Source organism: Streptomyces sp. NPDC058470, from assembly GCF_042721055.1.
Classification (GTDB): domain Bacteria; phylum Actinomycetota; class Actinomycetes; order Streptomycetales; family Streptomycetaceae; genus Streptomyces.
Genome location: NZ_JBHXMF010000032.1, coordinates 1 through 12254, shown reverse-complemented (window position 1 = coordinate 12254; position 12254 = coordinate 1). Strand labels below are relative to the sequence as shown.

Genomic DNA, 12254 nt, shown 5'->3' with positions numbered 1-12254 from the left:
GACAGCGGTGTGAGTCTGGCTGGCATGACGATTCAGGTAGCCAAACTCAGCGACCCGGCCGTCCGGGCGTTCGTCACCGCTGTGAACGCCCACGACCGCGACGCCTTCCAGGCCGTTCTCGCCCCGGGCGCCACCATGTCCGACGACGGTTCCGACCGTGACCTCGCCGACTGGACCGACCGGGAGATCTTCTCCTCGCGCGGCCACATGGACGTGGACAACGAGTCCAAGGGCGGCCGCTCCCTCATCGCCCGCTACAGCAACGACGCCTGGGGCGAGATGAAGACGAGGTGGAGCTTCACCGTCGACGACGGCGGCAGGATCTCCCGCTTCGAGACGGGTCAGGCGTAACCAACCGTCACAACCCGCGGCCGGGGTTGGACCTCACTACTCGCGGCCGGGGTTCGACCGTCACAACCCGCGGCCGGGGTTCGACCGTCGCAACTCGCGGCCGGGCGCTCGGGCGCCCTGCGTCACAACTCGCTGCCAGGGTCTTGCCCTCGCGTGCACTCCAACTCCTAGCGTCCACACGTATGGAGACCTTCGAGCACCACAGGACACTGGGCCGCAGCGGCATCGAGGTCAGCGCCCTCGGCTTCGGCTGCTGGGCGATCGGCGGCGAGTGGGGGACTCCCGACGGGCAGCCCCTGGGCTGGGGCAAGGTCGACGACGAGGAGTCCGTACGGGCCGTACGCCGCGCCCTCGACCTCGGCGTGACGTTCTTCGACACCGCCGACGCATACGGCACCGGGCACAGCGAGCGGGTTCTCGCGCGCGCGCTCGGCAAGCGCCGCGCCGATGTCGTCGTCGCCACCAAGTGGGGCAACCTGATCGACGAGGAGCGTCGCGTCGCGCTCGGGAGCGACGACTCACCGGCGTACGCCCGACGTGCGCTGACCGCCTCACTGCGCCGCCTGGACACCGACTACATCGACCTCTACCAACTGCACATCTCCGACGCCGACCCTGACCGTGCCGTCGAACTCCGCGACGCCTGCGAGGAGTTCGTGAACGAGGGGCTGATCCGTGCGTACGCCTGGAGCACCGACGACCCCGAGCGGGCGGCGGTCTTCGCGGCGGGCGAGCACTGCGCCGCCGTACAGCACTGTCTGAACATCCTCCAGGACGCCCCCGAACTCCTGGCGCTCTGCGAGGAGTCGAACCTGGCGAGCATCAACCGCAGCCCGCTCGCCATGGGTCTGCTGACCGGCAAGCACGCGCCGGGGCGTGCCCTCGAAGCGGGCGACATCCGCAACGCGCCGCCCGCCTGGCTGCCGGGCTTCAACGAGAGCAGCGGCGCAGACCCGGACTGGCTCGCCAGGGTCGATGCCCTCAGGGACATCCTCACCAGCAACGGCCGTACGCTCGCGCAGGGCGCCCTCGCCTGGATCTGGGCGCGCAGCCCGCGTACCGTCCCGATCCCCGGTTTCCGCTCGGTCGCCCAGGCCGAGGAGAACGCGGGGGCGATCGCCGAAGGGCCGCTCACCGCCGAGCAGTTGACCGAGGTCGACCGGGTTCTCGGACGGTGAGCGGCCCCCAGGACCGTCGAACGACTACTGGGCGAACTGCTGAGGAGCGGGAGCCACGGCGTGCCGCGGGCCGCCCTGCTCCTTCAGTGAGATCTGCCCCTTCTTGATGGTCGCGAGGCGCGGCGCACGGCGGGCGATGGACGAGTCGTGGGTGACCATGATGAAGGTCAGCCCGTACTCGTGCCACAGCCCGTCGAGCAGGCCCATGATGTCGTCGCGGGTGCCCTCGTCGAGGTTGCCGGTCGGCTCGTCGGCGAGGAGCACCTTCGGCTTCTTGACCAGGGCACGCGCGATGGCGACACGCTGCTGCTGGCCGCCGGACAGCTCGGACGGCGCATGGGTCAGCCGGTCGCCGAGGGCGACCGAGGCCAGCGCCTCGGCGGCCCGCTCGCGCCGCTCCTTGGGCTTCACGCCGAGCGGGACGAGCGCCGTCTCGACGTTCTCCTGCGCGGTCAGGGTCGGGATGAGGTTGAACGACTGGAAGATGATGCCGATCTTCTCGGCGCGCAGCCGGGTCAGCTTGGCCTCGCTGATGGAGGCGAGGTCCACGCCGTCCAGCTCGACGCTGCCCGAGGAAGGGCGGTCAAGGCCGCCGATCATCTGCAGCAGGGTGGACTTGCCGCCACCCGTGGGGCCCTGGATGACGAGCTGGTCGCCGTCCTCGATGGTGAGGTCGATGCCGCGCAGCGCCTCCACCGTGTCCTTGCCCCGCGTGTAGCGCTTGGTGACGCCAGTGAGCTTGTACATGAGTTCTCCGAAGATGAAGCAGGCGTGAGGTGAGGTGAGGAAAGGGGGGCGGGGCGCCGCGACCCGGGGGAACGGACGCGGCGCCCCAGCTCAAGGGGCCGACCCGAAGGCCGGTTGCCCGAGGGCCTGTTACTGAACGCTGCGCAGCGCGTCCGCCGGGCGCATCCGGGAGGCGCGCCAGCCGCCCATCGCACCGGCGATCAGACCGCCGGCGATGGCCAGGCCCGCCGCGAGCGCGATGGTGGTGAGCGAGACCGGTGCGGAGAGCGCGATGTCCATGGTGTTGGTGGCCGCCTGCTGGGCGCCGCCGCCCATGCGACCGCCGCCTCCACCCGCGCCGGCCGTGGAGCCGAGCTCCGCGGTCAGCGTCGGGCTGATCGCCGTCACGGTGTACGCCGCGCCGAGACCGATGGCGATGCCGAGCGCGCCGCCGATCAGACCGTTCACGATGGACTCGCCGACGACCTGCCGGGTGACCTTGCGGGACGGCCAGCCGAGCGCCTTGAGGGTGCCGAACTCACGCACCCGGCGGGAGACGGCGGAGGAGGTGAGCAGCGCCGCCACCAGGAACGCGGCGATGAGCACCGCGATGGACAGCCACTTGCCCACGCTGGTCGCGAGGTTGGAGGCGGTGGACAGCGAACCCGAGACGGTGTCCGCGAGGTCGGCGGAGGTGGTGACCGTCGTACCCGAGATGTTCTTCTGGATGGCCGCCTTGACCGTGTCGATCTGCTTCGAGTCGGTCGCGGTGACGTAGATGGTGGTGACCTCGTCGGCCGAGTCGCCCAGCGTCTGTGCCTGCTTCAGCGGCAGGTAGACGTCGGTGGTCGACTCGCTGCTGTCCGGTGTCGCGATGCCGATGATGTCGTACTTGGTGTCCGAGATCGTGATCGTCTTCGCGGTGGTGAGCTCGTTCTCCTTGGCGTACGACGCGCTGACCACCGCGACCTTGGAGTTGGACTGCGCCGTCGTGAAGGTCGTGCCCGTGGTGATCTTCGACGTGGCGAGCGGGCCGAGATCCTGGTTGGTGACGTCGACGCCAGCGACGGTGTACGAGTTCACGTCGAAGGACGCGCCGCCGCCCTGTACGCGGGGCTGGCCGCCGCCCTGGCCGCCACCGCCCTGGCCGGAGGGCGCCGCGGACTCCGCGGTGCCCTGGGTGAAGGAGCCGTCGACCTTGGTGACGTTCAGGCTCAGCGCGCCGACCGCGCTCGCCACACCCGCCTGATCGGCGACCTCGGTGACGAGCGAGGCCTTGAGGGCCTGCCCGCCCTGAGGCATCACGCGGTCCGAGCTCTGGGTTTCGCTGCTGTCCGAGCCTGCGTCGAAGTCGAACTTGGGCCGGCCCGACGCTCCGTCCGTGGGTGCTGCCTGTGCCTTGGTGACCGTCATGTCGGTGCCGAGCCCGTACAGCGAGGTCAGGACCTTGTCCTGGGCCTGCGTCATGCCGGCCGACACCGAGTTGACGGTGATGACCAGCGCAATACCGAGCGCCAGACCCAGGGCGATGACCAGGGCCGCTTTCTTGCGCCGGCTCAGCTCACGCTTGAGATAGATGCCAAACATCCCGTTCCTCAAAGGTTCTTGGCGCCCGCTGTGGGCGCGGCCACAAGCTATGGACGGAAGCTTTGAGTCAGGCTGAGTAAGGGATGTGTAAGGGCTGAGAATGTGAGGCCCGATATCAATATTTCATCAGACAGCTGATTCCTAAGTTCCCTAGGGGTGACTGCCAGGTAGTGCCTGTTAAGTGGCTTCTTGGTGAAGAACGGCGGGCCCGTCCGGTACATATCTCCCGGTGGGACGGTGGATGGGTGTACGGGCGGGTCCGCGCCTCTTTCGGCATGTCGCGCACGCGTCGTCGGCGCGTTCCCGTCCGTTGCCTTTGCGCTCCCTTTGGGAGCGCGGTGGATTTTCTTTGTCACCCCGCCGTGCGGTGTCACAGACTGCCTCTGTACGGTCCCGGGGTGCGTGATTCCACCCGGCTCTCCCGTCGTGCCGCCCTCGGCCTCGCCGCCGCTGCCGTTCCGCTTGCCGCGGCCGTCCCCGCTGCCGCCGCGACCACGATCGGTGGTGAGCGGTTCGCCCACGGCGGTGTTCAGGTGAGTGGCGCCTCCGGTCTGCCCAAGGGGCTCACCGCCCCCTCCTGGCTCGTCGCGGACCACGACAGCGGCGAGATGCTCGCCTCCTACAACGCGCACCGGCGTCTCGCGCCCGCGTCCACCCTCAAGATGCTGTTCGCGGACACCGTGCTGGACAGGTTCGGGCGGACCGAGAAGCACACGGTGACCGCCGCCGACCTGGCGGGGATCCCCTCCGGCTCCAGCCTCGTCGGCGTCCGGGCCGGAATCACGTACACCGTCGAGGAGTTGTGGCTCGGCGTCTTCCTGCGCTCCGGCAACGACGCCGTGCACGTGCTCAGCCACATGAACGGCGGCGTCGACGAGACGGTCGCGCAGATGCAGGCGAAGGCCGAGGAACTGCAGGCCCTCGACACCACGGTGGTCAGCCCCGACGGCTTCGACCACGAGGGTCAGCTGTCGTCGGCGTACGACCTGACGCTCTTCGCCCGGCACGGGCTCGCCGACGCCGACTTCCGCGCCTACTGCGCGACGAGGACCGCGGACTTCCCGGCCGGCGGCAAGAAGACCTTCCAGATCCAGAACACCGACCGCCTGCTGACCGGCGTGGACGGCGTGGCGGCGTACGACGGCCTGATCGGTGTCAAGAACGGTTATACGAGCAACGCCGGCAACACCTTCACAGGCGCCGCGACCCGCGACGGGCGGACCCTCCTCGTCACCGTGCTGCACCCGAAGAGCGGCGGCGGTGGCGTCTACGAGGAGACGGCCGCGCTGCTGGACTGGGGGTTCGGGGAGGGCACGAAGGCCAATTCCGTGGGCACGCTGGTCGAGCCGCTCGGTGCGGGTGGCACGGGCGGTGCGAGCGCGACGCCCGCACAGCAGGGGGCGGCAGGCGCTTCCGCCGCCAGCACCGCGAACAAGTCCTCGTGGGGGATGGCGGGCGGGGCCGGGGGAGCGGTGGTGCTGCTCGCGGGCGGCACACTCGCCCTGCGCAACCGCGGACGCGGGTCCGGGGGCGGCAACCACCGCCGTTGAGCGGTGTGTGCGTGGTGCGGCAACCATCGCCGTTGAGCGGTGTGTGTGGTGCGGCAATCACCGCCGTTGAGCGACGTGTGCGTGGTGCGGCAATCACCGTGTGCGCGTGCGGGGTGGCAACGGCCGCCGTCGGTCGGCAGATGTGCGGTTGCAGCCGTCCGCGGCCCGGTGCATACCCCGCGGTCCTGCGCGAGGTCCGCCCCCTCCGGGCCGCGAACGGCTGCTCCTCCCCCCTCGGCGCGGACCGTGATGTACACCGTGGCCGTACCGAAGTCTTGCGCTCCAAGTGTGAAGCTCTGATGGAGGAGAGGTTGAGCATATGCCCGCCACCGGCCTTTATGGTCCGGAGGTTCAGCTTCCGTTTGTGCAGGTTGAGGATTCGACGCGGCGGGCGTGGGCCTGCGCGGCCCTCTCAGCCGCGCCCCGCGTACGGCATCGCCGTCGCCAGCACCGTCGCGAACTGCACATTCGCCTCCAGGGGCAGCTCCGCCATGTGCCGCACGGTGCGCGCCACGTCGGCCACGTCCATCACCGGCTCGACCGCCGTCTCCCCGTTCGCCTGGAGGGTTCCGGTTCGCATGCGTTCGGTCATGTCGGTCGCCGCGTTGCCGATGTCGATCTGACCGCAGGCGATCCGGTACGGACGCCCGTCCAGGGACAGTGACTTGGTCAGTCCGGTCAGCGCGTGCTTGGTCGCCGTGTACGGGGCCGAGTGCGGGCGCGGGGTGTGCGCGGAGATCGAGCCGTTGTTGATGATCCGGCCGCCCTGCGGGTCCTGCCCCTTCATCTGCCGGTACGCCGCCTGCGCGCACAGGAACGCCCCGTTGAGGTTGGTGTCCACGACGTGCCGCCAGGCCTCGTACGGCAGCTCCTCGAACGGGACGCCGCCGGGACCGAACGTGCCGGCGTTGTTGAAGAGCAGGTCGAGCCGCCCGAAGCGGTCGTGCGCGGCCGCGAAGAGGGCCTCGACGTCGTCGGGGCGTGCGACGTCGGTCCGTACGGCGATGGAGGGTCCCTCGGGGGCGAGGGCGGCCGTCTCGTCCAGCAGCTGAGGCCGGCGCCCGGCGAGCGCCACCGACCAGCCGGTGCGCAGCAGTTCCACGGCCACGGCACGTCCGATGCCCGATCCTGCTCCGGTGACCAGCGCGATCTTCGTTTGCATGGCATTCATGGCCCCGCAGCGTACGGGAGGCCCCGGGCGGACTCCGTCATGCGGAACTCACGCGTCCGCCATCCTGCTGTTGTGTACGCGCCAAGCTGACGTCGATCGCGACCACTCCAATGGCAGGCACCACCACCGTCAGGGGAGGGCCAGATGACATCCGCAGCCCACACGCATCCGTCGCAGCACACCCCCGAACTCCGTGCCGTCGCCCGCCACATCGGCCGCCGCCGCTTCCTCACCCACACCGCGGCGGCCGTCGCGGTGGCGTTCGCCGTCAACCTGCCGACCGCAGGCGTGGCGAGCGCCGCCGAACTCGACGCCTCGAAAATCACCGAGGACCCCTTCACGCTCGGGGTCGCCTCGGGCGATCCGCTGCCCGGCTCCGTCCTGCTGTGGACGCGGCTCGCGCCCGCCCCGTACCAGCCCGACGGCGGTCTGCCCGCCGAACGCGTCACCGTGTACTGGGAACTGGCCCACGACGAGCACTTCGGCCGGATCGTCAGACGCGGAACGGCCACCGCACACCCCGAGTTCGACCACACCGTGCACGTCGAGGTCGGCCCCCTCGCCCCCGACCGGGTCTTCTACTACCGCTTCCGGACGGGCGGTTGGATCAGCGAGACGGGACGCACGCGCACGACGCCCGCCCCTCACACCCAGGCGTCGGCCCTCACCTTCGCCGCCGTCTCCTGCCAGTCCTACACGGACGGTTACTTCACCGCGTACGGCCATCTCGCCGAGGACGATGTCGACGTGGTCTTCCACCTCGGCGACTACCTGTACGAGTACGCGGTCAATTCCGCCGGCGGCTACCGCAACTACACCGACCGGGTCATCCCCGCCCTCTTCAACCACGAGACCCTGACCCTGGAGGACTACCGCCTGCGGTACGCCCTCTACAAGTCCGACCCGGACCTGCGCGCCGCACACGCCGCGCACCCCTTCGTCGTCACCTGGGACGACCACGAGACCGAGAACAACTACGCCGACGACATCCCCGAGAACGACGTACCGCCGGAGGAGTTCCTGCTGCGCCGCGCCGCCGCGTACCGCGCGTACTGGGAGAACCAGCCGCTGCGCCGACCGCAGCAGCCGGCGGGGGCCGACATGCAGCTCTACCGGCGGCTGGGCTGGGGCCGGCTCGCCCAGTTCGACATCCTCGACACCCGGCAGTACCGCTCCGACCAGGCGTACGGCGACGGACTCGACCTCCCCGGCCCCGAGATCGACGACCCGGCGCGCACGATGACCGGCGAGACGCAGGAGCGCTGGCTGCTCGACGGCTGGCGCGGCTCACGGGCGCTGTGGAACGTCGTCCCGCAGCAGGTCAACTTCGCCCAGCGGAAGTTGGACATCGCTCCGGTCGCCCGGCTGTCGATGGATGCCTGGGACGGCTACCGCGCCTCGCGCCGGCGCGTCCTGGACGGGGCGAAGGCGGCCGGGGTCGAGAACCTGATGGTCCTCACGGGCGATGTGCACGTGGCGTACGCCTACGACATCAAGGACGACTTCGACGACCCGTCGTCGGCGACGCTCGGTACGGAGATCGTCGCCACGTCGATCTCCAGCGGCAGGGACGGCGCCGACAGGCCCACCACCTGGGACACGTACACCGGGGCCAACCCGCACATGAAGTTCTACAACGGGCGGCGCGGCTATGTGACGGTCGAGCTGGGGCGGGAGGCGGCGCGGGCGGACTTCAAGGCGGTGTCCGGGGTGTCGACGCCGGGCGCTGCGATCACGACGGCGGCGTCGTTCGTGACGGAGGTGGGCGACCAGTGCCTCAAGCCTGCCTGATCGCCGGCCGGTTCGGCTCTGATCGGCTCGCCTCTGATCGGCTCGCCTCCGATCGGCTCGGCTCGGCTCGGCTCGGCTCTGATCAGTTCGTCTCCGAGGGATAGCGGACGCCGATGCGGTCCCGGATCGCGTCGAGCGTCCGCATCACGGCGAGGGTGCCGTCGAGGGGGACCAGCGGGGACTCGGTCTCGCCGGCTCGCAGGGCGCGCATGACCTCGGCGGCCTCGTGTTTGAGGCTGTTGCGGGGGCCGTGTGCCGGGTCGGCCGTGAACTCCTCGGGGTCGAAGCCGTCACGGTGCAGGACGAAGCGGTCCGCGAAGAAGAAACCGTCCGGGACGTCGATGCGGCCCTCGGAGCCGGTGACGGAGGCGGCGGTGGGAGTGCCTCCGGTGAGAGAGCAGTGCACCGAAGCGAGAGCGCCGCTCTCGAAAGAGAGCACTGCTCCAGTCTGGAGATCAATGCCCTCGTCGGAGAGCACTGCTCTCGCGACAACGTCCGAGGGCTCCCCGAGCAGCAGCTGCGCGAACGACACCGGATAGACCCCCAGATCGAGAAGCGCGCCACCGCCCTGCGCCGGATCACGCAGCCGGTGCGAGGGCGGCAGTGTCCCATTCCTCGCCCCCGGCAAGAGGTGCCCGGAAATTCCGAAGTCGGCCTGCACGGTGCGCACTTCACCGACCGCACCGTCCTCGACGAGCGCCTTGAGCCGCCGGATCAGCGGATTGCAGTAGGTCCACATGGCCTCCATCAGGAAACGGTCGTGCCGGCGCGCGAGTGCGACCAGCTCTTCCGCCTCCCGTGAGTTCAGCGTGAACGCCTTCTCGCACAGCACATGACGCCCCGCCTCCAGGCACATCCCGGCGGCGGCCCGGTGCGCCGAGTGCGGGGTGGCGACGTACACCACGTCCACGTCCGCGTCCTCGGCGAGCGAGGCCCAGTCCCCGTACGCCCTGGGAATCCCGAACCGTTCCGCGAACGCCTTCGCCGAGGCGTCCGTCCGCGAGGCCACGGCCACCACCTCGGCGTCCGGCAGATCCACGAGGTCCGCCGTGAACGCCGCGGCGATCCCGCCCGTCGCCAGAATCCCCCACCGCACGCGATCCACTGCCATCTCCGGCCCCTCGCTCTGTGACCTCTGTGACCCTCTGTGACCGCTGCGGTCCCTGCGGCCTCCATGGCCCCGAACACGCTGTTCGAACTGAGAGCATAGGTGGCGAATCACTCGGAGAGGGAGGGGCGCATGCCCGAGCGTGGCACTACCGCGCGGGAGCAGGAGGGCCGGGAGGGACGGGAGGGCCGGGAGGGACGGGAAGGCCCGGAGGGGCACATATCGGACACAGCCGTCGCCGCGTTGCCCGGTGCACATGGCACCGCCGCCCTCCGCCGCACCGGACTCCTCGTCACCCTGATCCTCGGCGGGCTCACCGCCACACCCCCGCTGGCGATGGACATGTACCTCCCCTCGCTGCCGGAGGTCACCAGGTCCCTGCACGCCCCCGCCGCGACCGTGCAGCTCACCCTCACCGCCTGCCTCGCGGGCATGGCGCTCGGGCAGCTGGTCGTCGGCCCGATGAGCGACCGATGGGGACGGCGCAGGCCGCTGCTCGTGGGCCTGCTCATCTACATCCTGGCCACCGCGGTGTGCGCCACCGCCCCGAACATCGAACTCCTCGTCACCTTCCGCCTCGCCCAGGGCCTGGCGGGCGCGGCCGGGATCGTCATCGCGCGGGCGGTCGTCCGCGATCTGTACGACGGCGTGGAGATGGCCCGCTTCTTCTCCTCCCTCATGCTCATCTCCGGCGTCGCCCCGATCATCGCGCCGCTCATCGGCGGGCAGATCCTGCGGATCACCGACTGGCGGGGTGTGTTCGTGGTCCTCACCGGGGTCGGCATCGCGCTGACGGCGGTCGTCTGGTTCCGGCTGCCCGAGACCCTCGCGCCCGCCGACCGGCACAGCGGCGGCGTGGCCGAGGCGCTGCGCTCGATGCGCGGACTGCTGGCCGACCGGGTTTTCACCGGTTACATGCTCGCGGGCAGCTTCACCTTCGCCGCGCTGTTCGCGTACATCTCCGCCTCGCCCTTCGTGATCCAGGAGATCTACGGCGCCTCCCCGCAGACCTTCAGCCTGCTCTTCGGCATCAACTCCGTCGGCCTGGTGATCGTCGGCCAGATCAACGGCAAGATCCTGGTCGGCCGGGTCAGTCTCGACAAAGTTCTCGCCGTCGGCCTGGCGGTCGTCACGCTCGCCGCGACCGCGCTGCTGCTGATGTCCACGGGCGCCTTCGGCGAGCCCGGGCTCGTTCCGGTCGCCGCCGCGCTGTTCGTGCTGATGTCGGCGATGGGCGTGGCCATGCCCAACACCCAGGCGATGGCCCTGATGCGGGTCAAGCACGCCGCGGGTTCCGCTTCCGCGCTCCTGGGTACCTCCTCCTTCCTCATCGGTGCGATCGCCTCGCCCCTCGTCGGCATCGCGGGGGAGCACACGGCCGTCCCGATGGCCGTCGTCCAACTGGTGGCGGTACTGGTGGCCGCCGCCTGCTTCGTGGGACTGTGCCGTCCCTGGCAATGGGAGTCCCCCCGCTCGATCGGAGCCGAGAGCGGGGGGTGACGTACACCGGACGGAAAGGCGGGGGACAGCTGAGCGCGCCGAGACTGCGCATCGACTCACCGGAACGGGCCGGGCTCGACCCCGGAGAACTGAAGCACCTCGTACGGGAGGTACGCGCTCTCACCGGCGGGGCGGACCCCTGGGCGGCGGGCCTCGTCCTGGTCGCCGGGCGCGGTCCGGTCATCGCCGTCGAGGAGGCGGCGGGGTGGGCGGTCCGCTACGCGTCGTACGACCAGGAGGCGGAGACGGGGGTCGAACTGCCGCCCGGGACATGGGTGCCCGCGACCGTCGACACACCCTTCGATCTGGCCTCCCTCACCAAACTGTTCACGGCGGTCGCCGCGGTGCAGCAGTTGGAGCGGGGCACGCTCGGTATCGACGCGCGTGTCGGCGCGTATCTGCCGGACTTCCGCGCGGTCGTCGAACACGGCCTGACCGTACGGCAGTTGCTCACCCACACCTCCGGGCTGCGGCCCGAAGTCGCGCTGTACAGCTGCCCGGACGACCGGGCGCGGCTCGCGATGCTCCGGGCGGAGGCGCCCGAGTCGGAGCCGGGGGAGTACGTCTACTCGGACGTGAACCTGCTCCTCCTCCAGCATGTCCTTGAGCGCGTCACCGGGCGCACGCTGGACGTCCTCGTGCGTGACGGGATCACCCGGCCGCTCGGGATGACGGCCACGGGCTTCGGGCCGTGTCCCGGGGCGGCGGCCACGGAGGACCAGCGGTGGCCGTGGGCGAAGGCCGATCGGGGCATGCTGCGGGGTGTGGTCCACGACGAGAACGCCTGGGCCCTCGGCGGTGTGGCGGGTCACGCCGGGCTTTTCTCCACGGGCCGCGACCTCGCCGTCTTCTGCCGCACCCTCCTCGCGGGCGGCTCCTACGGCCCCGCCCGCATCCTCGGCCCCGACTTCGTCGAACTCATGCTCACCCCGCCAGGCCTCGGCTTCGCCCTCGACCAGGCCTGGTTCATGGGCGACCTCGCGGGGCGCGGTGCCGCGGGCCATACGGGGTTCACGGGGACGTCGCTGGTACTCGACCCGGCGACGGACACGTTCGTGGTGTTGCTGGCGAACACGGTGCATCCGCGGCGCCGGCCGGCCGACAACGGGCCGCGGGCGGCGGCGGGGACGTGGATGGCCCGGGCGGTGCGGGGGGCTTGAGGGGGAGTTTGTTCGCCCCCTCAAGCCCCTGCCCGTCCCTTGTTCCTGAGGCTCCGCCCCAGACCCCGCCAGGGGGCGCTGCCCCCTGGACCCCCGCTCCTCAAACGCCGGAGGGGCTGAACCCCTTTAGCC

10 protein-coding genes are annotated in these 12254 nt (G+C 70.5%); 6 read left to right on the top strand and 4 right to left on the bottom strand.

The genetic code is table 11. The features are described 5' to 3' along the window. Nucleotides 1–24 precede the first annotated feature (24 nt). Nucleotides 25–351 carry a nuclear transport factor 2 family protein gene (locus ACFWP7_RS23290; protein WP_384384011.1) on the top strand — a complete coding sequence of 109 codons (327 nt, stop codon included), beginning with the start codon at nt 25–27 and terminating at the stop codon, nt 349–351. A gap of 182 nt (nt 352–533) precedes the next feature. Then, nucleotides 534–1529 carry an aldo/keto reductase gene (locus ACFWP7_RS23285; protein WP_384384009.1) on the top strand — a complete coding sequence of 332 codons (996 nt, stop codon included), beginning with the start codon at nt 534–536 and terminating at the stop codon, nt 1527–1529. Nucleotides 1530–1553: 24 nt separating this feature from the next. Here the strand turns inward: ACFWP7_RS23285 and ACFWP7_RS23280 are convergent, their stop codons facing one another. Next, nucleotides 1554–2276: an ABC transporter ATP-binding protein gene (locus ACFWP7_RS23280; protein WP_384384005.1), complete on the bottom strand. Its 723-nt coding sequence runs from the start codon at nt 2274–2276 to the stop codon at nt 1554–1556. Between the two features lie 129 nt (nt 2277–2405). Then, nucleotides 2406–3842, bottom strand: a complete 1437-nt coding sequence (locus tag ACFWP7_RS23275) for an ABC transporter permease (RefSeq protein WP_384384002.1) — start codon at nt 3840–3842, stop codon at nt 2406–2408. 398 nt (nt 3843–4240) lie between these two features. Between ACFWP7_RS23275 and ACFWP7_RS23270 the strand changes: the two genes are divergently transcribed. Next, nucleotides 4241–5392 carry a D-alanyl-D-alanine carboxypeptidase family protein gene (locus tag ACFWP7_RS23270; RefSeq protein WP_384383999.1) on the top strand — a complete coding sequence of 384 codons (1152 nt, stop codon included), beginning with the start codon at nt 4241–4243 and terminating at the stop codon, nt 5390–5392. 412 nt (nt 5393–5804) lie between these two features. Here ACFWP7_RS23270 and ACFWP7_RS23265 read toward each other — a convergent pair whose 3' ends face one another. Continuing rightward, nucleotides 5805–6563, bottom strand: coding sequence for an SDR family oxidoreductase (locus ACFWP7_RS23265; protein ID WP_384383996.1), 759 nt, complete (start codon nt 6561–6563; stop codon nt 5805–5807). A 144-nt stretch (nt 6564–6707) separates the two neighbouring features. On the opposite strand from ACFWP7_RS23265, the gene ACFWP7_RS23260 reads away from it, so the two are divergent. After that, entirely contained in the window at nt 6708–8354 is a 1647-nt protein-coding gene (locus tag ACFWP7_RS23260; protein WP_384383993.1) for an alkaline phosphatase D family protein, read from the top strand. An 82-nt stretch (nt 8355–8436) separates the two neighbouring features. Here ACFWP7_RS23260 and ACFWP7_RS23255 read toward each other — a convergent pair whose 3' ends face one another. Then, the gene (locus ACFWP7_RS23255; RefSeq protein WP_384383991.1) at nt 8437–9465 is read right to left on the bottom strand and encodes a Gfo/Idh/MocA family protein; all 1029 of its coding nucleotides are present in this window, start codon (nt 9463–9465) and stop codon (nt 8437–8439) included. Nucleotides 9466–9594: 129 nt separating this feature from the next. On the opposite strand from ACFWP7_RS23255, the gene ACFWP7_RS23250 reads away from it, so the two are divergent. Further along, entirely contained in the window at nt 9595–10962 is a 1368-nt protein-coding gene (locus ACFWP7_RS23250) for a multidrug effflux MFS transporter (RefSeq protein ID WP_384383988.1), read from the top strand. Further along, nucleotides 10920–12122, top strand: coding sequence for a serine hydrolase domain-containing protein (locus ACFWP7_RS23245; RefSeq protein ID WP_384383986.1), 1203 nt, complete (start codon nt 10920–10922; stop codon nt 12120–12122). The genes ACFWP7_RS23250 and ACFWP7_RS23245 overlap by 43 nt, the downstream gene beginning before the upstream one ends. Nucleotides 12123–12254: the final 132 nt, after the last annotated feature.

Bases quoted from the DNA above. Each gene is read 5' to 3' on its own strand.
- ACFWP7_RS23280 (WP_384384005.1), bottom strand. From the start codon at position 2,276: ATGTACAAGCTCACTGGCGTCACCAAGCGCTACACGCGGGGCAAGGAC.
- ACFWP7_RS23255 (WP_384383991.1), bottom strand. From the start codon at position 9,465: ATGGCAGTGGATCGCGTGCGGTGGGGGATTCTGGCGACGGGCGGGATC.
- ACFWP7_RS23245 (WP_384383986.1), top strand. From the start codon at position 10,920: ATGGGAGTCCCCCCGCTCGATCGGAGCCGAGAGCGGGGGGTGACGTAC.
- ACFWP7_RS23265 (WP_384383996.1), bottom strand. From the start codon at position 6,563: ATGAATGCCATGCAAACGAAGATCGCGCTGGTCACCGGAGCAGGATCG.
- ACFWP7_RS23285 (WP_384384009.1), top strand. From the start codon at position 534: ATGGAGACCTTCGAGCACCACAGGACACTGGGCCGCAGCGGCATCGAG.
- ACFWP7_RS23260 (WP_384383993.1), top strand. From the start codon at position 6,708: ATGACATCCGCAGCCCACACGCATCCGTCGCAGCACACCCCCGAACTC.
- ACFWP7_RS23250 (WP_384383988.1), top strand. From the start codon at position 9,595: ATGCCCGAGCGTGGCACTACCGCGCGGGAGCAGGAGGGCCGGGAGGGA.
- ACFWP7_RS23275 (WP_384384002.1), bottom strand. From the start codon at position 3,842: ATGTTTGGCATCTATCTCAAGCGTGAGCTGAGCCGGCGCAAGAAAGCG.
- ACFWP7_RS23290 (WP_384384011.1), top strand. From the start codon at position 25: ATGACGATTCAGGTAGCCAAACTCAGCGACCCGGCCGTCCGGGCGTTC.